The following is a 20,667-nucleotide window of genomic DNA, read 5'->3' as shown; positions in this document are numbered from 1 at the left end:
GACCGGAAAACACAGCGACGCCCGTCCCGACATCGTCGGGCGGGCGTCGCAGCGTGGTCTACTTGGCGCGCTTGCCGTAGCGCTTCTCGAACCGGGCAACGCGGCCGCCGGTGTCGAGGATCTTCTGCTTGCCCGTGTAGAACGGGTGGCACTGCGAGCAGACCTCGACGTTGATCCGACCGTTGGCAGCGGTGCTGCGGGTCTCGAAGGTGTTGCCGCAGCCGCAGACGACGGTGGTCGTCGCGTACTCGGGGTGGATTCCCTGCTTCATGTCTGACTGTCCCTTTCTGAGGTCGCCGGGTCACCGTCGCTTGTCGACGGTGTGAACCGGAACCGGACTCGACCGATCAGTATGCCACGGGGGCATCACCCGGGAAAAATCCCGGTCACCGCGGTCGCAGGTGCCTCAACGGCAGGCCGCTCGGATCCATTCCCGGCACGGCCACCCGCACTCCACTGCACGTGACGCAGATCGCGATCCTCGTAAGGGTTGCCTAAGTGTAGTACCGTGGCGTCGCCCGCCCTGTCGGCGGCACACGCTCCCCCGCACCCCGTCCCCGAAGGAATCCTCGATGTACGACGCCGCCTCCACCGGCAGCAGCCTCGCAGTCGACACCGCACGGACCTCCCCCGCCCGTCGTACCGGCAAGACGGCCCGATCGCCGTGGAACCGGCGCAATCCCTACCCGGCGACGGTCGTACGGAACGAACTCCTCTCCGGTCCCGGATCGGCCAAGGAGGTCCGGCATCTCGAACTCGATCTCGGCGACAGCGGCATCACCTACGAGCCCGGCGACGGCATCGGCATCGCTCCGACGAACGATCCCGCGCTGGTCGATCTCCTGCTCGCCCGGCTGCGCGCGGTGGGCGACGAGATCATCGCCGACCGCAAGGCGACCTACACCCTGCGCGAGGCACTGACCAGCAGGTACGAGATCGGCGCGCCGTCGAAGTACCTCGTCCGGGCCGTCGCCGAACGCACCGGACACCCCGAACTCGCCCGACTTCTCGACGCCGGTGACCCGCAGGCACTCGACGCGTGGCTCCACGGACTCGACGTCCTCGATCTCCTGGATCTGGACCCGACCTTCACCCCGACTCCCGAGGAACTGCTCGAGGAGTTGAGTCCCCTCGCGCACCGCGAGTACTCGATCTCGTCGAGCCCGCGGGTCCACGGCGACACCGTCCACATCACGATGGCCACGGTGCGCTACCGCGTCGCCGACCGGGATCGCGGAGGTGTGTGCTCGACCCACCTGGCCGACCGCTGCGCGCCCGGCGACACCGTGCCCGTCTTCATCTCCCCCAACAAGAAGTTCCGGCTGCCCGCCGACGACGTCTCGGCCATCATGATCGGCCCGGGCACCGGCATCGCCCCGTTCCGCGGTTTCCTGCATGAGCGGGCCGCGGCCGGCGCACCCGGCGGCAACTGGCTGTTCTTCGGTGACCAGCATCGCGGCCACGACTACCTCTATGCCGAGGAGCTCGACCGGTTCGTCACCGACGGGCTTCTCGACCGGCTCGACCTCGCCTTCTCCCGCGATCAGGAACACAAGATCTACGTCCAGGACCGGATGTGCGAACACGGCGGTGAGCTGTTCGCGTGGCTCGAGGCCGGCGCGCATCTGTACGTGTGCGGCGACGCCACGACGATGGCCGACGACGTCGACGCGGCGCTGCACGAGATCGTCGCCGAACACGGTGGTCTCGAGCCCGACCAGGCCGCGGCGTACGTCGATCGCCTGCGCGCGGAGAATCGCTACTCACGCGACGTCTACTGAGATGACCCACTCCGCCGGGGACCATCCGCACGCCCGCAGCGATCTCGAGATCCTGCTGCGGACAGCCGGATTCGCGGACTCCTCGGTGAATCACGACGTCCCCGCGGTCGCCGCGCGCCTGCCCGGCCTGGCCCAGGTCGTCGGCGTCACCGTTGCCGGTCCGGTGATCATGAACGCGGTCGGAGTCCATGACCTCCCGACGACCGTGGGCGGTCCGCTTCGTGTCGACTCGCAGCAGATCGCACTGCGGCTCAACCCCTCTCGCTTGTCGTCGGCGTTGCTCAGCGATCCCGCCGCCCACGTTCCGCCGACCCTGCGACTGTTCGACCACCGCGGCAACACCGCTCACGCCACCTACCTGACGGAGAACTCCGACCGGCTGGCGTTCGAGGCGATGACCTGCACCGGCGCGGCCGCGGTCCTTGATGGGCCCTTCGTGGATTCGCCTGCGCCACAGTGCGTGGACCCGTCCGCCTCGATCGACGACGATCAGGTCGCACAATTCGACGCGGTACTCACCGACGGAGGTGTCGCCCGCCTGGCGGCCCTCCCCCATCTCGACTGCGCGCGTACCGTCCGCGTCGAGACACGTACGGTGATCGCCGCACTCGAGCACGCAGCGGGACTGGGGATGACCGTGACCTTCGCGACGGCGGCGCCGGGATGCATCCAGATGCGCCAGGACCGTCTCGACGGAGCCCGCGAGCATCGGGGCCAGATGGTGCTGGCATCCGGCAGCGCCCGCGTGATGATCAACTTCGACCTCGTCAGCGAATGCTGGGTGACGTGGCCCCGCGGGTGTGGGACCGCACGGGATCACTCGAGATCTACAGCCGCGGAGGCGAGTGCGCGCTGATCGTCACCCAGACCGGGGCCGTCGCACCGCCGAGTGCGCAGGCGTGGCAACACCTGGCGGCCGACCTCGCCGGCTGAGAGGACACCGCGCGAGTCGCGCAACCCCGTCCGTCTCCCACCGCTCCCCAATCCGAGAGAAGCGAACCCCCATCGCTCGCTGATCCGAAGAGACTACAAAACCCCTGCTCCCTGAGGTGCGAGGAGCGCAAGCCGCCGGGCCGAGCAAGCGACGAAGGAGCGCGTCGAGGTCGACGAGTCACGAAGGGCTGGCGAGACACGTTGCTACACCCTTCGTGGCTCGCTTCGCTCGCACCTCAGGGAGGATGAGGTTCAGATGCTCGAGTGTTGTGTCGTAGTCCACGACGGCCGCCAGGCCGCAGTTCCCGAGGAGCGAAAACGACGAGCCACGAAGGTCCGGTGACCTTCGTGGCTCGTCGCAGTCGCAGAACTCAGTCGTCGTTGTTCCCGCCCGGTGCGGTCTTCTGCACCGTCATCAGGAACTCGATGTTCGTCTTGGTCTTCTTCAGCTGACTGATCAGCAGGTCGATGGCCTGCTGCGAGTCGAGACCCGAGAGCACGCGACGCAGCTTGTGCACGATGGAGAATTCCTCCGGCGACAGCAGCAGCTCGTCCTTACGAGTACTCGACAGGTTGACGTCCACCGCCGGGAACACCCGGCGCTCGGAGATCTTGCGGTCGAGCTTGAGCTCGGCGTTGCCGGTGCCCTTGAACTCCTCGAAGATCACCGTGTCGCCGGTGGAGCCGGTCTCGACGAGCGCCGAGGCGATGATCGTCAGCGACCCGCCGTTCTCGATGTTGCGCGCCGCGCCGAGGAACCGCTTCGGCGGGTACAGCGCGGTCGAATCGACACCACCGGACAGGATCCGACCCGACGCGGGCGACGCGTTGTTGTACGCACGACCCAGACGGGTGATCGAGTCCAGCAGCACCACAACGTCTTTCCCGCTCTCGACGAGTCGCTTGGCGCGCTCGATCGCGAGCTCCGACACCGAGGTGTGGTCTGACGGCGGCCGATCGAAGGTCGAGGCGATGACCTCACCCCGCACCGAACGCTGCATGTCCGTGACCTCCTCGGGACGCTCGTCGACGAGGACGACCATGAGGTGGCATTCGGGATTGTTGGTCGCGATCGCGTTGGCGATGTCCTGCAGGATCGTCGTCTTACCGGCCTTCGGCGGCGACACGATCAGGGCCCGCTGCCCCTTGCCGATCGGCATGATCAGATCGATCACACGGGTGTCGAGTCGTTCGGGGGTGGTCTCCAGCCGCAGGCGCTGGTTCGGGTACAGCGGCGTGAGCTTGTTGAACTCGGGGCGACGCTTGGCCGTCTCGACGTCTCCGCCGTTGACGGTGTCCAGCCGCACCAGCGGGTTGAACTTCTGGCGCTGGTTCTGTTGGTCGCCCTCACGCGGCACCTTGACCGCACCGGTGATCGCGTCGCCGCGTCGAAGTCCGTTCTTGCGGACCAGGTTCATCGAGACGTAGACGTCGTTCGGACCGGCGAGGTACCCCGAGGTGCGCACGAAGGCGTAGTTGTCGAGCACGTCGAGGATGCCGGCGACGGGCTGCAACACGTCATCGTCGGACACCTGCGGCTCGTTCGGGGTGTCGCGATTCTGGCCGCGACGACGCTCACGGAACCGGCGACCCCGACGGCGACCGCCGCCCTCGCCGTCGTCGTCCTGACCCCCGTCACGATTCTGATTTCCGTCGCGGTTCTGGTTGCCGTCGCGGTTCTGGTTGCCGTCGCGGTTCTGCTTGTCGCGATTCTGGCCCCCGTCGCGGTTCTGGCCCCCGTCGCGATTCTGGTTGTCGCGGTTCTGGTTGCGGTTGCGCCGAGTGCGCTGGTCGTTGCCGTCGGAGTCACCCGCGGCCTCGCCCGAGCCGTCACGGCCGCGGCGTCGCTCGCGTCCCGCACCGGTCTCCGACGAGTCGGTCTCGGAAGCGCTGCCGCCCTTGGGTGCATCCCCGGCCTGGGCCTCGGACTTCGCCGCGTCGGCGCCGTTCCGCGAGCCGTCGGCCTGGGTGGCAGCCGGGTTGTTCGTTGTTCCCGAAGCGTCGGCGTTCGCGGTCTCGGTGGACGACGCCTCGGCCGGTGCGTCCGCGGCAGCGGCCTTGCGGCCGGCGCCGCGCTGGGTGCGCGCGCCGCTCCGGGGGGCGTCGTTCTTCTCGGTCGTGTCCGCCCCGGTCGCGGCCGGGGAGTCGCCGATGGTCAGCTGGTCGTCGTTCGTCGCCGGCTTCGACGTGCCGGCCTTCGACCGGGCGGGAGCGCTCTTCGCGGCCGGGGCGTCGCCACCCGCTTGGCGCTCCTTGATCGCGGCGATCAGATCGCCCTTGCGCATCCCGGAGGTGCCCTTGATGCCGAGTTCACCGGCGACCGTCCGCAGTTCGCTGAGCACCATGCCGGACAGGCCGGTTCGTGCACGTGTCTTGGTGGCCGGTCGTCCCGAGTCGGGGCCGGCCGAACCCGCGGATTCCTGCTCGGCAGGTGCGGTGATCAGGTCCGTATCGGTCACGGAAGTCCTTTCGTTCCTCCCGCAGACGAGAACTGCGTGAGGTCTACGTTTCCCTGCTTCTGTGCGCTAGGGAGTCCGTCCGCGGTGGACGGTGAGAATGTGTGGTCCGCTGCGAGCGTGCCCGGAAACACCTGCGCTTCGGCACCGTCGACAGAGATCCATGACCCCGGCCCGGATACACAGCCGGTCATCTCCGATCGGTGAAGGATGAGAAGCGGCAGGACAAGCCTGCGCGGCTAGACCAGAATATGGTAACCCCGTTCGCATGATAGGGGCAACACGCCGGAAGCGCCAAATGAATGCGCTTTCACTCCGGCGGTCGTGCGGACGACGCCGATCAGCCGACGGTGATCTCGACGCCGCCGGCGACGGCGACCGACCGGGCGTCGAACCCGAGGCCCTGCGCCAGCTGACGGATCTCGGCGGGCACCGGCGCCGTACCGAGCACCAGGACGGTCGGTCCCGCTCCGGACACCGTCGCAGCATGTCCCCGAGCACGCAGCGCGCTGACCAGATCGTGCGTCGGCGCCATCGCCGACGCCCGGTACGGCTGGTGCAACCGATCCTGGGACGCGGCCATGAGGTTGCGCGGATCGGTGGTCAGCGCGACGACGGCGAGGGCCGACCGGCTCAGGTTGAACACGGCGTCGGCGCGCGGGACCGAATCCGGGAGCAGCCCGCGGGTGAACGACGTCGACGACTCGGTGTCGGGCACGAAGACCGTTGCGTAGATGTCGGGGTGCACCGGGAGACGGTGCGCGTGATACGAGGCGACGCCGTCAGCTGATTCGGTCCACGTGACGACCGCCGAGCCGAGCACGCTCGCGGCCGCGTTGTCGGGGTGACCCTCGAATTCGCTGGACAGTTGTACCAGTTCGTCGGCCGAGAGCCCCGGACCGAGGCCGGCGGCCGAGATCAGGCCCGACGCGGCGGCGAGACCCGACACCGCGGCGGCGGCGGACGAACCCAGACCCCGGGAATGCGGGATCCGGTTGACGCAGCGCAATGTCAGACCGGGGGCCCGCAGCCCGGCGTGTGCCAGTCCGTGCGTGAGCGCCCGCACCACGAGGTGCGAGTCGTCGCGGGGCACGGCGTCGGCGCCCTCACCCTCGACCTCGAGGGTGACGCCATCCGGGACCGTCTCGACGATCACCTCGTCGTAGATTCCGAGAGCTATTCCGAGACAGTCGAATCCGGGCCCCAGGTTGGCACTGGAGGCGGGCACGCGGACCCTCGTCGAGAGCCCTACCGGCACCGTTCCCGCAGCAGCCGCCGCGGACCCGGCCCCGTCAGCCGACACCGAGAGCATTCGCGACCGCCACCGGGTCCACCGGAATGGCCTCGACCGCCGGGATGCCCGCCAGCGCGGTGTCGGGGTCCTTCAGACCGTTGCCGGTGACCGTGCACACCACGGTCGAGCCCCGCTCGATCCAGCCGTCGGCACTCGCGGCGAGCAGGCCCGCGACGCTGGCCGCCGACGCCGGCTCGACGAACACGCCCTCCTTGCCGGCGACGAGTCGGTAGGCCTCGAGCAGCTTCTCGTCGGTGGCCGCCAGGAACTGCCCGGTCGACTCGTCCTTCGCGGCGACGGCCTGGTTCCAGCTGGCCGGGGAACCGATGCGGATGGCGGTGGCGACGGTCTCCGGGTCCTTCACCGGCGCGCCGTTCACCAGCGGCGCGGCGCCCGCGGCCTGGACACCGAGCATGCGCGGCACCGACGACGAGACGCCGTCGGCGTGATACTCCTTGTAGCCCTTCCAGTACGCGGTGATGTTGCCCGCGTTGCCGACCGGCAGAGCGTGGACGTCGGGGGCACGGCCCAGCACGTCGACGATCTCGAAGGCGGCGGTCTTCTGACCCTCGATCCGCGCCGGGTTGACCGAGTTCACGAGTTCGATCTCGGTGAACTCGGCGGTCGCCTTGCGCGCGAGTTCGAGACAGTCGTCGAAGTTGCCCTCGACCTGGATGATCTTGGCGCCGTGCATGACCGCCTGCGCGAGCTTGCCCATCGCGATCTTGCCCTGCGGGATCAGGACCGCGCAGGTGATCCCGGCCCGGGTGGCGTATGCGGCGGCTGATGCCGAGGTGTTGCCCGTGGATGCGCACAGGACCGCGGTCTTGCCGTTGTTGACCGCGTTGCTGACGGCCATCGTCATGCCGCGGTCCTTGAACGAACCGGTGGGGTTGAGGCCCTCCACCTTGAGGTAGACCTCGCAGCCGGTCAGCGACGACAGATGCGGCGCACTGATCAGCGGGGTGCCACCCTCGAGCAGCGTGACGACCTTCCAGTCGTCGGCGACGGGCAACCGCGACCGGTAGGCCTCGATGAGGCCCGGCCACGCGCGGTGCACAGGCGTAGAAGTCGCTTCAGTCATCGGTACCTTCCAATCGCAAAACACTCGACACCTTGATGACGGCGTCCATGTCTTCGAGCGCCGCAACACAATCCGATTGAGCTCGGTCGGGGGCGCGGTGGGTGACCAGGATCAGGCGGGCGTCGTCGCCCGCGCCCTCCTGGCGCACCGCGGCGATGCTGACCGACCGCTTCGAGAACTCCCCCGCGACCTGCGCCAGCACGCCGGGCTTGTCGGCCACCCGCATCGAGACGTAATACCGCGTGAACACGTCGTCGATCGGGGCGACGGGCAGGGAGGCGTAGGTCGACTCGAGCGGTCCGCGCCCGCCGTGCACGCGGTTGCGGGCGGCCATGACCATGTCGCCGAGAACCGCGGATGCCGTCGGTGATCCCCCGGCACCCTGCCCGTAGAACATCAGCCGCCCGGCGTTCTCGGCTTCCACGACGACGGCGTTGAACGCGCCGTTCACGGTCGCCAGCGGGTGGGTCAGCGGAATCAGCGCGGGGTACACGCGCGCCGAGATCCGTTGCGCGCCATTGGCGTCGCGGACGCGCTCGCAGATCGAGAGCAGTTTGATCGTGCAGTCGAACTTCTTGGCCGCGATCAGGTCGGCGGACGTGACCGAGGAGATGCCCTCGCGGTGCACATCGGCCGCCGTGACCCGCGTGTGGAAGGCGATCGAGGCGAGGATCGCCGCCTTGGCCGCGGCGTCGTAGCCCTCGACGTCGGCCGTCGGATCGGCTTCGGCATATCCGAGGCGGCCGGCCTCGGCGAGGGTGTCGGCGTAGTCGGCGCCCGTCTCGTCCATCGCGGAGAGGATGAAGTTGGTGGTGCCGTTGACGATGCCGTTGACCCGCTCGACGGTGTCGCCGGCCAGGGACTGCATCAGCGGACGGATGACCGGGATGGCGCCGGCGACCGCGGCCTCGAAGTAGAGGTCCACCTTGGCATCTGCCGCGGCGGTCGCGAGTTCGCCGGTGTATTCGGCGAGGAGCGCCTTGTTCGCCGTCACCACCGACTTGCCGCTCTCGAGCGCCGACCGGATCAGACCGCGGGCCGGGTCGATGCCGCCCATCAACTCGACGACGATGTCGACGTCGTCGCGCGCGACGAGTGCCGCCGGGTCGTCGGTCAGGAGATCCTGCGCGATCTTGCGGGGACGGCCGAGATCCCGCACCGCGACGCCGCGGATCTCCACGGGAGCCCCGACGCGCGCCCGGAGGTCGTCGGCGTTGTCGGTGATGATGCGCACCACCTCGGCACCGACATTGCCCATGCCGAGCACCGCGACACCGATGGTGCGCGAGTCCGCATCGGTTGCGCCACTTGCGTTCTGCACGGATTCGGTCACAGGCCCACCTCCAGGCTGAGGAAGTCGTCGATGGTCTCCCGGCGCAGCAGTAGCCGGGCGTTCCCGTCGGCCACCGCCACCACGGGCGGTCTCATGGTCATGTTGTATCGGCTCGACATCGAGTAGCAGTAGGCACCGGTCGCCGCCACCGCGATCAGGTCGCCGGGGCCGAGATCCTCCGGCAGCCAACAGTCCTTGATCACGATGTCGCCGCTCTCGCAATGCTTTCCCACGACCCGGCACACCACCGCACGGGCCTCCGACACCCGGGACACGAGCCGCACGTCGTATTCGGCGTCGTAGAGAACGGTGCGGATGTTGTCGCTCATGCCGCCGTCGACGGAGACGTAGCGTCGTACGGCGCCGCCGCCCAGTGCGACGTCCTTCACGGTGCCGACGCGATACAGCGTGATCGTGCCGGGACCGGCGATGGCGCGGCCCGGTTCGACGGCGATGGTCGGCATGGGCAGCCCGAGTGCTGCCGACTCCCGCTCGACGATCGCCGCGAGCGTCTCCGCCACCTTCTGCACCGGCAGCGGACGCTCGTCGGGGAGGTACGAGATCCCCAGTCCGCCACCGAGATCGACGACCGACATCTGCGCGGTCTTCTCGACACCGAACTCGCCGACGACGTCGCGGAGCAGTCCGAGCACCCGGTGGGCGGCCAGCTCGAATCCGTCCATGTCGAAGATCTGCGACCCGATGTGGCTGTGCAGACCCACGAGCCTGAGGTTGTCGGTCGCGAAGACCCGCCGGATGGCTTCCATCGCGATCCCACCGGCGAGCGAGAATCCGAACTTCTGGTCCTCGTGTGCGGTCGAGATGAACTCGTGGGTGTGCGCTTCGACACCGACGGTCACGCGCACCAGCACGTCGGCGACGACACCGCGTTCGCCGGCGATCACGTCGAGCCGATCGATCTCGATCATCGAGTCGAGGACGACGTGCCCGATCCCGGCGTCGACCGCAGCGCGCAGCTCGTCGACGCTCTTGTTGTTGCCGTGCAATGCGATTCGCTCCGGCGGGAAACCGGCGCGCAGTGCGATGGCGAGTTCACCACCGCTGCAGACGTCCAGGGACAGCCCCTCGTCGTCGACCCAGCGCGCGATCTCGGTACTCAGGAACGCCTTCGACGCGTAGTGCACTCGCCCGTACGGGCCGAACGCCGCCATCATGTCCCGGCAGCGCGACCGGAAGTCGGCCTCGTCCACGACGAACGCCGGCGTCCCGAACTCTTCGGCGAGCTGACTCACCGGCACGCCGGCCAACCGTAGCTCGCCCGATTCGTCGCGGGATGCGTTGCGCGGCCACACCTGTGCGGGGATGGCGGCGAGCACCGCCGGGTCGTTCGGACGCTCGGCGAGATGGGGTGCGGCCAGCAGTTCGGCGTGCCGGGGGCCGGCGGGGTGTGCGTTCACATCTGCTCCGGCGCGGTGACGCCGACGAGCCCCAGGCCGTTGGCCAAGACCTGACGGGTGGCCTCGCACAGGGCGAGCCGGGCCCGGTGGATGTCCGCCGGTTTCTCGTCACCCTGCGGCAGGACACGGCACTTGGCATAGAACCGGTGGTAGGTGCCGGCGAGGACCTCGAGGTAGCGACAGACCCGGTGCGGTTCGCGCAACGTGGCGGCGGTCGCGACGACATCGTCGAAATCGCCGATGGTGCGGATCAATTCGCCCTCGGCGGGATCGTCGAGCAGGTCGAGATGGTCCAGCGACGACACGACCCCGAGGTCAGCGGCGTTGCGGGCCAGTGCGGACATCCGCGCGTGGGCGTACTGCACGTAGTACACCGGGTTGTCGTTGGACTGTTTGGTGAGCAGGTCGAGATCGATGTCGATGTTGACGTCGACCGACGAGCGGATCAGCGAATAGCGCGCGCCGTCGACGCCGACCGCGTCGACGAGGTCGTCGAGCGTGATGACCGTGCCGGCACGCTTGCTCATACGGACCGGCGTGCCGTCGCGCACGAGGTTGACCATCTGGCCGATCAGCACCTCGACGGTGGCCGGGTCGTCGCCGAGCGCCGCCGCCGCGGCCTTGAGCCGGCTGATGTACCCGTGGTGATCGGCGCCGAGCATGTAGATGCAGAGGTTGAAGCCGCGGTTGCGCTTGTCACGGTAGTAGGCGATGTCGCCCGCGATGTAGGCGGCGTTGCCGTCGCTCTTGAGGACCACACGGTCCTTGTCGTCACCGAACTCGGTGGACCGCAGCCACCACGCGCCGTCCTTCTCGTACAGGTTGCCATTGGCCTTGAGCTCGCCGATGCACTCGTCGACGAGGCCGGTGGCGAACATCTTGTCCTCATGGGTGAAGACGTCGAAGTCGGTGCCGAAGTCGTGGAGGCTCTGCTTGATGTGGGTGAACATCAGGTCCACCCCGACCGAACGGAACGTCTCGAGGCGGTCGGCGTCGGGCTGCGACAGCACCTCGGGGACCGTCTCGACGACCTTCGCGGCGATGTCGGCGATGTAATCGCCCGCGTAGCCGTCCTCCGGGGTCGGGTTGCCCAGTGCCGCGGCCTCCAGCGACCGGGCGAACCGGTCGATCTGGGCACCGTGGTCGTTGAAGTAGTACTCACGCGTGACCGCACCACCGCGAGCGGCCAGCACGCGGCCTAAAGCATCGCCGACGGCCGCCCAGCGGGTACCGCCCAGGTGGATCGGCCCGGTCGGATTGGCCGACACGAATTCGAGGTTGATGACCGAACCGGCGAGTTCGTTTCCGCGGCCGTAGTCCGCACCCCGGGCCAGCACCGCCGCGACGACGGTGTTCTGCGCGGCGGCCCCGAGCCAGAGGTTCACGAACCCGGGACCGGCGATCTCGGCCTTCGCGACACCCTCGGCCGCGGCGAACGCCTCCGCGAGCCAGCCGGCGAGTTCCCGCGGGTTCACGCCGAGCCGCTTGCCCATCTGCAGGGCGACGTTGGTGGAATAGTCGCCGTGGTCAGCGTGACGGGGGCGCTCGACGACGATGGAGTCGGGCACCAGGTTCTCGTCCAGTCCGCGGTCGCGGACCACGGTCAGGGTCACGTCGCGCAGCAGCGCGGCCAGGTCGGCGGGAGTCACAGGACACCATCCTATTGGCCGCGGCCACTACACCGACAATCGCACCCTGCTCCACCCATCGGGCCCACCAGTACACTCGTGTGCGCCGAGCGCGGGCCGGGTCTCCCGCAGGTCCGCTCGGCCCCCGCAGTCGGATGAGGAAAGAAGTCAATGGCGCGCAAACCAGGGGCCAACGTCCCCAAGTCCCGCAAGCGAGCAGGATCCGTTCCCTCGGCGACGGGACGTCAGGTCGACTGGATGCTGATCGGCGCCGTCGTGGTGGTCATCGGCCTCATCGCCGGACTCGCGATCTACCTCGTCCCCAAGTTCAACGAGCGGCGCGCCGAACAGAAGGACGACTTCGCCGTGGAAACGGTGTCCGAGTTCGTGCCCTCACCGCAGAATCCCGATCCGTCGGCGAACATCCCGGGTGTGACGAAGCGCTACTACGAGGCCGCGCGGCACGTCACCGCGACCCAGCGTGTCGCCTACGACCAGTCGCCTCCGTTCGGCGGGCCGCACGACGAGATCTGGGCGACCTGTACCGGCGTCGTGTACCCGAACCCGCTGCGGTCGGAGAACGCCGTCCACGCCCTCGAACACGGCGCGGTCTGGATCACCTACAACCCGGACACCGTCTCACCGGAGGACCTCGACTACCTCAAGCAGCTTGTCCGCGGTGAGCAGTACCTGTTCCTCTCGCCCTACCCCGGACTAGACCAGCCGGTGTCGCTGCAGAGCTGGGGACACCAGCTCAAGCTCGAATCCGCCCGCGATCCGCGCGTCAACCAGTTCATCACCGCGCTGCGCCGCAACATGATGCCCGGGGTCTACCCGGAGAACCCGCAGACCGCCGCCTACCCCGAGACCCAGGCCACCTGTACCGCCATCCCCGGGTTCGATCCGTCGAACCCCCCGCCGGCCGACGAGGGTGAGCCCGGCCCCGACGCCGTCCCGATGGATGGCGGCAACCAGCAGCCCGCGGGCTGACGCGGGTTCCCAGCGAGCAGCAGACCAGGTAACGGACCGGGCCGCACGCCCCGACGAGATCGGCGAGGACCAGCGATGACCGACAACAGCGACCAGCCCGAATCCCGGGACGAGACAACGACTCCCGAGGGTCCGGACGACACCGCCGAGCCGTCGTCGCGCCCACGGATCCTGCTCGCCCTGGGCGGCGCCGCCCTCCTACTGTTCGGTCTCGGCCTGGGACTGCTGATCCAGGCGAGCCTCGCCGACGACTCCACCGGCGACGATTCCCCGGCTGCGAACTCGGCGGCCGTCGGCTTCGCGCAGGACATGACCCGCCACCATGAGCAGGGTGTGGAACTGGCCGCCATCGAACTCGAACACGGCACCGACCCCGAGGTGCGGAGCATGGCGTTCGACATCCTCACCGCCCAGAGCAATGAGATCGGCCAGATGCAGTCGTGGCTGACGCGATGGGGTCAGCCCGTCACCAACCCCGGCGCGACCATGGCGTGGATGGGCCACGGCGGTTCCGAGACCGACGGACACGACCACTCCGATCCCGCGGATCACTCCGCCGGCGGTCACGATCACGGCCACGGTGGCGACGGCAGTTCGGACCACGGGTACATGGACCACGGGGACATGGATCACGGGGACATGTCCGCACCCGCCTCAGGTGCCGCGGACTCCGACGCAGAACAGCCGCCGATGCCCGGGATGGCGACGTCGGCGGAGATGCAACAGTTCCGCGCGATGCGGGGTCCCGAGGTCGACATCCGGTTCCTCCAGCTGATGCTGCGTCACCACGAGGGCGGTCTGCACATGATGGAATACGCCGCCGACCCGGCCAACGTCGAGCAGGCCTACGTCCGCGACCTGGCGTCGAGCATGAAACGGACCCAGGACAAGGAGATCGCCATCATCACCCAGATGCTGGCCCTGCGTGGCGCACAACCACTTCCGCTGAACTGAGCGCCCCGCACGGCGGGCACGCCGGTGAGGTGAGCAAGTTCGGTCGGGCCACGCGGCTCTCCGAACGGCGATGATGGCGGCATGCTCTCACCACGCCTCGCGGCCGCGGTCGACGCGTTGCCACTGGCCCCTGGTCTGCGAGTCCTCGAGATCGGCTGCGGGCCCGGGCCGGCAGCACGCGAGGTGGCGCGCCGGGTGGGACCCGACGGCTTCGTACTCGGCATCGATCGGTCGCCTCAAGCCGTGAACGCCGCCCGCCGGGCCGCGATCGCCGGCGGCTTCGGTCCGGACCGACTCGACTTCGACTGCAGCGCCATCGAGGACTTCGACCTCGGCGCGCGCATCCCGTTCGACGTGGCGTTCGCACTGCGCGTCGGCGCACTAGACGGGCGACACCCCGATCTCTACGACGCGGCCGTGGGGGCCGTGGCCCGGGCGCTGCGTCCGGGCGGAGTGCTGCTTGTCGACGGCGGTGATCCGTTGCGGCGCATCGAGTTGCCGGCGAGTTGAGGCAGATCAGCACCGCGTGCGCGTGGAACTGTGGCGATCACGCCGGGGCTGTGGCACGCTGCTGCCCAGCGCCGCGTGCCGGTGGCGGACCGCATCAGGCATGGAGGCGCCGGGAGAGCCGTACGTGTGAGGGAACATCCTCCGGGCTGCTCGGTTCAGCAATAGGTATCGGTATCCGATACCTATTGCTGAACGCGGCAGAAGCCGCCTGACAATGGCACATACCCCGCCAAGCCCACCTGTTCAGCGCGGAGGCCAGGGATTATGGGATCGGGCCCCGGAGACTCCCGGGAAGAACGGCTACGCCGGTCAGTGCTACTGGTGCCCCCGATAGGATTCGAACCTATGGCCTTCTGCTCCGGAGGCAGACGCTCTATCCCCTGAGCTACGGGGGCTCATCGGGCGGGACTCAGCCTAGCGCACCGATCCGTCGACATCCCAATCGGCAGCTCAGGACACGCCGAGCGGGCTCTGCACTCGGACCGACGACCCGTGCTCGCCGCGGAGGACGTGCAGCTGGGCCGGAATTCGTGCGCGGAGTTCGTCGACGTGACTCACCACGCCGACGACACGCCCGCCGGCCCGCAAGTCATCCAGGACCCCCATGACGAGGTCGAGCGCCTCGGGATCGAGGGTGCCGAAACCCTCATCGATGAAGATGGTGTCGAGCACCCGCCCGCCCGACTCCGCGGAGACGACGTCGGCGAGTCCGAGTGCGAGGGCCAGCGATGCGAAGAAGGTCTCGCCGCCGGACAGCGTCGTCGTCGGGCGGAGCGCGCCGGTGTACTCGTCGCGGACCTCGATACCGAGGCCGCCACGCCGGCCCCGGACACCCGCGGCGTCGGTGTGCACGAATTCGTAACGCCCGGAGGACATCTCGCGGAGACGACCCGACGCGGCGACGAGGACCTCGTCGAGACGCGCGGCCAGCACGTAGGACCGCAGCGACATCCGGCGTGCGTTCTGTCCGCGCCCGCTGACCAATTCGGCGAGTCCCTGGAGTTCGGCGTGACGTTCCTGCAGAGGCGCCAGGGAGTCGAGGGCCTCCCAGAAGTGGGTGACGTACTCCTGGAGGTCGGCCGCCTGCCGGCCGGCCACGGCGTGTTCCTTCGCGGCGGTGTCGAGGCGGCGGCGGGCGGCGTCACGGTCTGCGGTGAGCTGTTCGACATCCGGCTCCGGAGTCGACATCGCGGCGCGCACATCCTCGTCGGCGAGGGTCTCCTCGGCAGCGGCGCGCAGACTGGCGGCCTCCTGCAGCAACGTGTCCCACGCCGCGATCTGCTTGTCCGGGGCGAATGCCGCTCGGACGGCGGCGACATCGTCGAACCCGGCGTCGGCACACGCCGCGGACAATCGATCGGTCGCCTCGGCGACCCGGTCCCGCGCTCGCGCGGCTTCTTGCCGGGCGTTCCGGTGACGACGGGTGCGACGGACCAGCTCGGCGAGTTCACGGCGCCGCTCGGCGACCCCGCCGCGGCCGCCGGTTGCCTCCCGGACGGCCTCATCGAGCTCGGTGAGGTTCTGCCGCAACGCGGTCACCCGCTCGCGACGGGCGGACTGGGCCGACTCGTCGTCGGCGAGGGTGGTGCGCCACCCATCGACCTCGGCGTCGATCCGATCGACCGCCGTCTGCAGCGCTGGGAGTCGCGACGCGGCACGTTCCGCGGCAGCCAGTTCGGCGCCCACCCGGGCGAGGTCGGCGTCGACGGCGTCGGAACGAGCACCACCGATCACGGCGTCGAGATGCGTACGGCGTTCGACGAGAGCCGCCACCGCGGATTGCGCGATGGCCTTGATCGCGCTCGCCCGCTCCTCGGCGGCCGCTGCCGCGTCTTCGTTGGCTGTGACCTCGGACGCCGGGGCGTCGCCGTCGTCGGTGGCCGGTCGAGGGTGCGTCACTGAACCACACACGACGCAGGGTTCACCCTCGACGAGCCCGCCCGCCAGTTCCACTGCCATCCCGGCGAGGCGACGCTCGCGGGCGTCGAGCACGCGCTCCCGCGCAGCGGCATGGGCGTCGCGGGCGTCGAGCAACTCCTTCTCGGCGGTCGCGAGCCGGACCAGCACCGCGTCCCGGTCGGTGAGTGCGTCGCGTACGCGGCGGAGTGCGTCGCGCTCGGCCCGGAGTTTCGGAGCCTGCATCCGCAACTCCCCCGCTTCCGCCAGTGCGGCGACGGCCTCGGCGCGACGGCCCGGCGCGGCGTCGAGCAGGGTCCGGGTCTGGGCAGTGCGGCGGTCCGCCTCGACGATCGCCGAGTTCAGGGTCTGGATCTCGGCGACCAGAGCCGGCCGCTGCGCGACGCGTTCGGCGAGGGGCTCCCACCGCCCCGACTCCTCGGTCCAGCGGTCGATCGCCGCATCCAGGCGTGCGTCGAGATCCTCGTCTGACCCGCCGGCGCACAGAGACTCACCCTCCGGCAGCGCGCACAGCTCTGCGTGCGCACGCGTGACGGCCTGCTCGGCGACCGTGAGTTCGCGAGTGACACGGTCGGCGTCGTCGGCGAGCGGCACGATGGGCGCCGCCTGCAGGGCCTGCCGACGAGCCTGTGCCGCCGCGCTCAGAGCGGCTTCGCCGTCCGCGAGCCGTGCGAGTCGCTCGGTGGCCGCACGCCCCCGGCGACGCAGCTCGGCGAGCCGGCTCCCGCTCTCGTACGCGGCCTGCGTCTGGTCGGCCGCGGCCTGCGCCGCACCTGACTCGAGGCGCATGCGCTCCGCGGCGGTGCGCGCACGCTCGAGACATTCCTGCGCCCAGTCGAAGTCGGGTTCGGCGGTCGGTTCGACCCCGCCCACCGCCACGATCTGACCGGCGACCCGGTCGAGCACGGCGGTCTGTTCGGTCAGCTTCGCCGCGCTCTCCCGCGCGCGGTCACGCAACCACTCCTCGAGGTCACCGAACCGCTCGGTGTCGAACAACCGCTCCAGCAGCGCTTCCCGCTCATCGGAGTGCGCGCGCAGGAATCGGGCGAAGTCGCCCTGCGGCAGCAGGACCACCTGGAAGAACTGATCGGCACTCATCCCCAGCAGCCGGACCACGGCGTCGCCGATCTCGGGGATGCGGGTCAGGTCGGGTCCGGATCCGTCGACCCACACGAGCGTCGCCCGAGCGTTCACCTTGCGGGTGCCGTCGCCGCGCTTCTTGGGTCGTTCGTGTTCGGGCGACCGCGTGATCCGGAGTCGGCGGGACGCGATCGTCGCCTCGAGTTCGACCTCCGGGATGTCCTCGGCCGCAGCGTGATCCGAGTGCAGGCGCCGGTTGGTGTCGCGCACGCCCGGTACCCGACCGAACAGTGCGAAGGCGACCGCGTCGAGGACCGTGGTCTTGCCGGCGCCGGTCTGGCCGTGCAGCAGGAACAGTCCGTCACCGCCGAGGTCGTCGAAGTCGACCTTGATCTCGTCGGCGAACGGACCGAAGGCCCGGACGCGCAGACGGTGCAGCCTCATGCGGACTCCGCGACGATCGCCTCGATGTCGAACAGGGTCAGTTCGGCCGCATCCGATTCGGGTTCGCCGACCACGGCGCGGAGTGCGCGTTCGAGGAGCACCCGCTCCCCCTTCGTCGGCTCGTCGCGTACGTCCTCGATGAACGATGCAACGATCTCGGCGTCGGTCCGGCCGCGCACGCGGGAACGGTAGTCGACGCCGGAGCCGGAATGCGGCCGCTCCCACTGCACATGGACCGCGAACGGGAACCGCTCGCGCAGCCGACGCATCGCGTCGGTCGGGCGGACCGGGTCGGTCAGCGTCACCTCGACGTAGTGGTCCTGCGCCGCGGCGTACCTTTCGTCGGTCAGCAGGTCGCCGAGAACGCCGGTGAGAGAGCTCAGTTCGCGGACGACGGGCAGCTCGTGTGCGCGGACCTCGGCGACGCCGTCGGCGTCGAGATCCACCACCAGGGCCGCCTTCCGGTGGGTTCGCTCACCGAAGGAGTACGGCAGCAGCGAACCGCTGTAACGGACCGTGTCGGTGACACGTTGCGGCGAGTGCAGATGCCCGAGGGCGACGTAGTCGGCGCCCGAGAACGTCTCGGCGGGAACCGTTTCCACCCCGCCGACACTGATCGAGCGCTCCGAACCGGAGGCCGCGGCCCCGCTGACGAAGGCGTGGGCGACGACCACGGACCGAACCCGGCGCGCAGCCAGATCGGTGCGGACGCGAGTCATGGCGGCGTCGAGGACAGCGGTGTGCCCGCCGATCGACTCGACGCCGAGGTGGCGTCGCGCGGTGTCGGGTTCGAGATAGGGGATGCCGTAGAACGCGACGTCTCCGTGGGCGTCCGACAGGATGACCGGACGGTCGATGTCGGCGATCGAGGTCCGCAGATGCAGGCCACCGGCGGCGGCGAATCCCGACCCCGCACCGAGGCGGGTGGGCGAGTCGTGATTGCCCGAGGTGACGACGATCTGCGCTCCCGCAGCGGCGATCTCGGCCAGGCCCTCGTCGTACACGCGGACCGCGTCGGCGGACGGGACGGACCGGTCGTACACGTCACCGGCGACGATGACGGCGTCGGCCGACTCCGCGGCGACCAGTGCGGCCAGATGCGACAGTGCGCGACGCTGGTCGGCGAGCAGCTCGACCCCGTGGAACGTCCGGCCCAGGTGCCAGTCGGAGGTGTGCACGATCCGCATGGGCGCAACCTTACGGTCGGGTGCCGACAGATCGTGGGACGCGCGCTCGCCTACGCCGTCGACCCCGGCACCGACTCGGACCGACCGGCGTCGGCGCCCACCGCGTACGGGTCGACGACCTGCGGTGGGACCGTCTGATGCGCGGGCCGGACGAAGAAGAAGGTCGCCACGACGCCGATCAGCAGCGCGGCCGCGGGCAGGTAGAGCGACTGCCCCATGGCGGTCGCGAACCCCTCGCGCAGGAACTCCGGCAGTTGCCCGGCCGCACCGTCCTGGGCGTTCTCGGCGTCGACGCCGGGCAGCTCGGCCGCCAGCCGGGTCTGCAGAAGCGCTCCGATCATGGCGGAGCCGAGAACCGAACCGATGACCCGCAGGGTGTTGTAGACGCCGGCCCCGGCCCCGGCCTGATGCCACGGCAGATTGCGGGTGGCGGTCGCGGCCAGCGGCGCCCAGATACCGGCCGAGGCCACACCCATCAGGCACAACGGAATCACGATCAACCAGACCGGGGTCTCCGGGCGGGCGACGAAGCCCAACCACGCGATGGCGATCGCGTTCAGCAGCAGTGCCGAGGACACGATCGTGCGCGGGTGGACGCGATCGACCACCCGGCCCACGATCGGAGCCAGGACACCGGTCAGCACCGCCATCGGCACCAGAACGACCGCCGACTCCGTCGGCGACATCCCGCCGACGAGCTGGAGGAAGAACGTCAGGGGGATCATCATCGCCGACACGGCGAAGCCCATCGACGCGATGCCGATGGTCGACAGCGAGAAGTTACGGTCGCGGAACAGCGACAACGGGACCAGGGGCTCGGTGCGGATGCGGGACTGCCAGTAGACGAAGACCCCCAGGACCACGACTCCGCCGACGATGAGCAGCCAGATCCAGGTATCCCAGTCGAAGGTCTCCCCCTCCTGGATGCCGAACACCAACGCGGACAGCCCCACCGCGGACAGGCCGACCCCGATCCAGTCGAACTGGTGGTCGTTCGTGCTCACCCGCGGGACGAGAACGGCCGCGAGGACGAGACCGGCGAGGCCGACGGGCAGGTTGATGAAGAAGATCCACTCCCAGCCGAACGCGTCGGTCAGCACGCCGCCGAGCAACGGACCGACGAGGGTCGCCACGCCGGCGACCGTGCCCCACACGCCCATTGCGGCGCCGCGCTTCTCGGCCGGGAAGATGCGAGTGATCAGCGCCATCGTCTGCGGGGTGATGAGGGCGGCGCCGACACCCTGCAGACCGCGGGCCGCGATCAGCTCACCGATCGACGACGACAGGCCGCACCAGAGGCTGGCCGCGGTGAAGACCGCCAGACCGAGCTGGTACATCGTCTTGGGGCCGAACTTGTCACCCAGGCGACCGGTGATCAGCAGCGGCACCGCGTAGGTGAGCAGGTACGCACTGGTGACCCAGACGACGCCGTTGACATTCGTGTCGAGGTCGGCCTGGATACGCGGCTGGGCCACGGCCACGATCGTCATGTCGACGAGGATCATGAAGAAGCCCACGCAGAGCGCCAGCATCGCGGCCCACGGGCGGCCGGTGACCATCTCGTCGATGCCCGCGTTCTGGCCGCGGGCGGCGTCGCTCGACTGCATTTCCTCGATGCTAGACCTGTCCGATTCGTGAACGGCCCGCGCGATCACGGG

General features: G+C 69.4%; 14 protein-coding genes, 1 tRNA gene and 1 pseudogene. 5 read left to right on the top strand and 11 right to left on the bottom strand.

Annotated elements, in window-relative coordinates:
• Nucleotides 1–58 precede the first annotated feature (58 nt).
• Nucleotides 59–271 (bottom strand): 50S ribosomal protein L31, encoded by a 213-nt coding sequence (gene rpmE / locus QAD21_RS09200; RefSeq protein WP_010842972.1) that lies wholly within the window; start codon nt 269–271, stop codon nt 59–61.
• 301 nt (nt 272–572) lie between these two features.
• On the opposite strand from rpmE, the gene QAD21_RS09195 reads away from it, so the two are divergent.
• Nucleotides 573–1,781: a sulfite reductase subunit alpha gene (locus tag QAD21_RS09195; RefSeq protein ID WP_280361245.1), complete on the top strand. Its 1,209-nt coding sequence runs from the start codon at nt 573–575 to the stop codon at nt 1,779–1,781.
• A 1-nt stretch (nt 1,782) separates the two neighbouring features.
• Nucleotides 1,783–2,714, top strand: a pseudogene (locus QAD21_RS09190) (heme transporter).
• Between the two features lie 371 nt (nt 2,715–3,085).
• Here QAD21_RS09190 and rho read toward each other — a convergent pair.
• The 6 genes from rho to argS all read right to left on the bottom strand — a co-directional run bounded on the left by rho (nt 3,086) and on the right by argS (nt 11,948).
• Nucleotides 3,086–5,173 carry a transcription termination factor Rho gene (gene rho / locus QAD21_RS09185; RefSeq protein WP_068969914.1) on the bottom strand — a complete coding sequence of 696 codons (2,088 nt, stop codon included), beginning with the start codon at nt 5,171–5,173 and terminating at the stop codon, nt 3,086–3,088.
• Nucleotides 5,174–5,510: 337 nt separating this feature from the next.
• The gene (gene thrB, locus QAD21_RS09180) at nt 5,511–6,482 is read right to left on the bottom strand and encodes a homoserine kinase (protein ID WP_068969915.1); all 972 of its coding nucleotides are present in this window, start codon (nt 6,480–6,482) and stop codon (nt 5,511–5,513) included.
• Nucleotides 6,463–7,548, bottom strand: a complete 1,086-nt coding sequence (gene thrC, locus QAD21_RS09175; protein WP_068969916.1) for a threonine synthase — start codon at nt 7,546–7,548, stop codon at nt 6,463–6,465. The genes thrB and thrC overlap by 20 nt, the downstream gene beginning before the upstream one ends.
• Nucleotides 7,541–8,881: a homoserine dehydrogenase gene (locus QAD21_RS09170; protein ID WP_280361244.1), complete on the bottom strand. Its 1,341-nt coding sequence runs from the start codon at nt 8,879–8,881 to the stop codon at nt 7,541–7,543. Before QAD21_RS09170 ends, thrC begins: the two co-directional genes overlap by 8 nt.
• On the bottom strand, nt 8,878–10,299 hold the full coding sequence (gene lysA / locus QAD21_RS09165; RefSeq protein WP_065632836.1) for a diaminopimelate decarboxylase: 1,422 nt from the start codon (nt 10,297–10,299) through the stop codon (nt 8,878–8,880). The genes QAD21_RS09170 and lysA overlap by 4 nt, the downstream gene beginning before the upstream one ends.
• On the bottom strand, nt 10,296–11,948 hold the full coding sequence (gene argS, locus QAD21_RS09160) for an arginine--tRNA ligase (RefSeq protein ID WP_058252745.1): 1,653 nt from the start codon (nt 11,946–11,948) through the stop codon (nt 10,296–10,298). The genes lysA and argS overlap by 4 nt, the downstream gene beginning before the upstream one ends.
• Before the next feature lie 150 nt (nt 11,949–12,098).
• Here argS and QAD21_RS09155 point away from each other — a divergent pair, with 150 nt between their 5' ends.
• From QAD21_RS09155 to QAD21_RS09145, 3 genes are all read left to right on the top strand, one after another.
• The gene (locus tag QAD21_RS09155) at nt 12,099–12,917 is read left to right on the top strand and encodes a DUF3105 domain-containing protein (RefSeq protein WP_065632835.1); all 819 of its coding nucleotides are present in this window, start codon (nt 12,099–12,101) and stop codon (nt 12,915–12,917) included.
• A 75-nt stretch (nt 12,918–12,992) separates the two neighbouring features.
• Entirely contained in the window at nt 12,993–13,871 is an 879-nt protein-coding gene (locus tag QAD21_RS09150) for a DUF305 domain-containing protein (RefSeq protein ID WP_065632834.1), read from the top strand.
• Between the two features lie 81 nt (nt 13,872–13,952).
• Entirely contained in the window at nt 13,953–14,381 is a 429-nt protein-coding gene (locus tag QAD21_RS09145; protein ID WP_065632833.1) for a methyltransferase domain-containing protein, read from the top strand.
• 319 nt (nt 14,382–14,700) lie between these two features.
• Here the strand turns inward: QAD21_RS09145 and QAD21_RS09140 are convergent.
• The 4 genes from QAD21_RS09140 to QAD21_RS09125 all read right to left on the bottom strand — a co-directional run bounded on the left by QAD21_RS09140 (nt 14,701) and on the right by QAD21_RS09125 (nt 20,616).
• Nucleotides 14,701–14,776 (bottom strand) — tRNA-Arg (locus QAD21_RS09140).
• Between the two features lie 55 nt (nt 14,777–14,831).
• Nucleotides 14,832–17,822: an SMC family ATPase gene (locus QAD21_RS09135; RefSeq protein WP_280361243.1), complete on the bottom strand. Its 2,991-nt coding sequence runs from the start codon at nt 17,820–17,822 to the stop codon at nt 14,832–14,834.
• On the bottom strand, nt 17,819–19,009 hold the full coding sequence (locus QAD21_RS09130; protein ID WP_226512999.1) for an exonuclease SbcCD subunit D: 1,191 nt from the start codon (nt 19,007–19,009) through the stop codon (nt 17,819–17,821). The genes QAD21_RS09135 and QAD21_RS09130 overlap by 4 nt, the downstream gene beginning before the upstream one ends.
• A gap of 50 nt (nt 19,010–19,059) precedes the next feature.
• Nucleotides 19,060–20,616, bottom strand: coding sequence for an MFS transporter (locus QAD21_RS09125; protein WP_065632830.1), 1,557 nt, complete (start codon nt 20,614–20,616; stop codon nt 19,060–19,062).
• Nucleotides 20,617–20,667 lie beyond the last annotated feature (51 nt).

It is taken from the genome of Gordonia sp. SMJS1, from assembly GCF_029866425.1.
In the GTDB taxonomy this organism is placed as follows: domain Bacteria; phylum Actinomycetota; class Actinomycetes; order Mycobacteriales; family Mycobacteriaceae; genus Gordonia; species Gordonia hongkongensis.
The sequence above is the reverse complement of the archived record's forward strand: the minus strand, read 5'-3'. Positions and strand labels throughout refer to the sequence as shown.

Coding starts and splice junctions, on each gene's coding strand:
- rpmE (WP_010842972.1), bottom strand. CDS start 271: ATGAAGCAGGGAATCCACCCCGAGTACGCGACGACCACCGTCGTCTGC.
- QAD21_RS09195 (WP_280361245.1), top strand. CDS start 573: ATGTACGACGCCGCCTCCACCGGCAGCAGCCTCGCAGTCGACACCGCA.
- thrB (WP_068969915.1), bottom strand. CDS start 6,482: ATGCTCTCGGTGTCGGCTGACGGGGCCGGGTCCGCGGCGGCTGCTGCG.
- thrC (WP_068969916.1), bottom strand. CDS start 7,548: ATGACTGAAGCGACTTCTACGCCTGTGCACCGCGCGTGGCCGGGCCTC.
- QAD21_RS09155 (WP_065632835.1), top strand. CDS start 12,099: ATGGCGCGCAAACCAGGGGCCAACGTCCCCAAGTCCCGCAAGCGAGCA.
- QAD21_RS09150 (WP_065632834.1), top strand. CDS start 12,993: ATGACCGACAACAGCGACCAGCCCGAATCCCGGGACGAGACAACGACT.
- QAD21_RS09145 (WP_065632833.1), top strand. CDS start 13,953: ATGCTCTCACCACGCCTCGCGGCCGCGGTCGACGCGTTGCCACTGGCC.
- QAD21_RS09135 (WP_280361243.1), bottom strand. CDS start 17,822: ATGAGGCTGCACCGTCTGCGCGTCCGGGCCTTCGGTCCGTTCGCCGAC.
- QAD21_RS09130 (WP_226512999.1), bottom strand. CDS start 19,009: ATGCGGATCGTGCACACCTCCGACTGGCACCTGGGCCGGACGTTCCAC.
- QAD21_RS09125 (WP_065632830.1), bottom strand. CDS start 20,616: ATGCAGTCGAGCGACGCCGCCCGCGGCCAGAACGCGGGCATCGACGAG.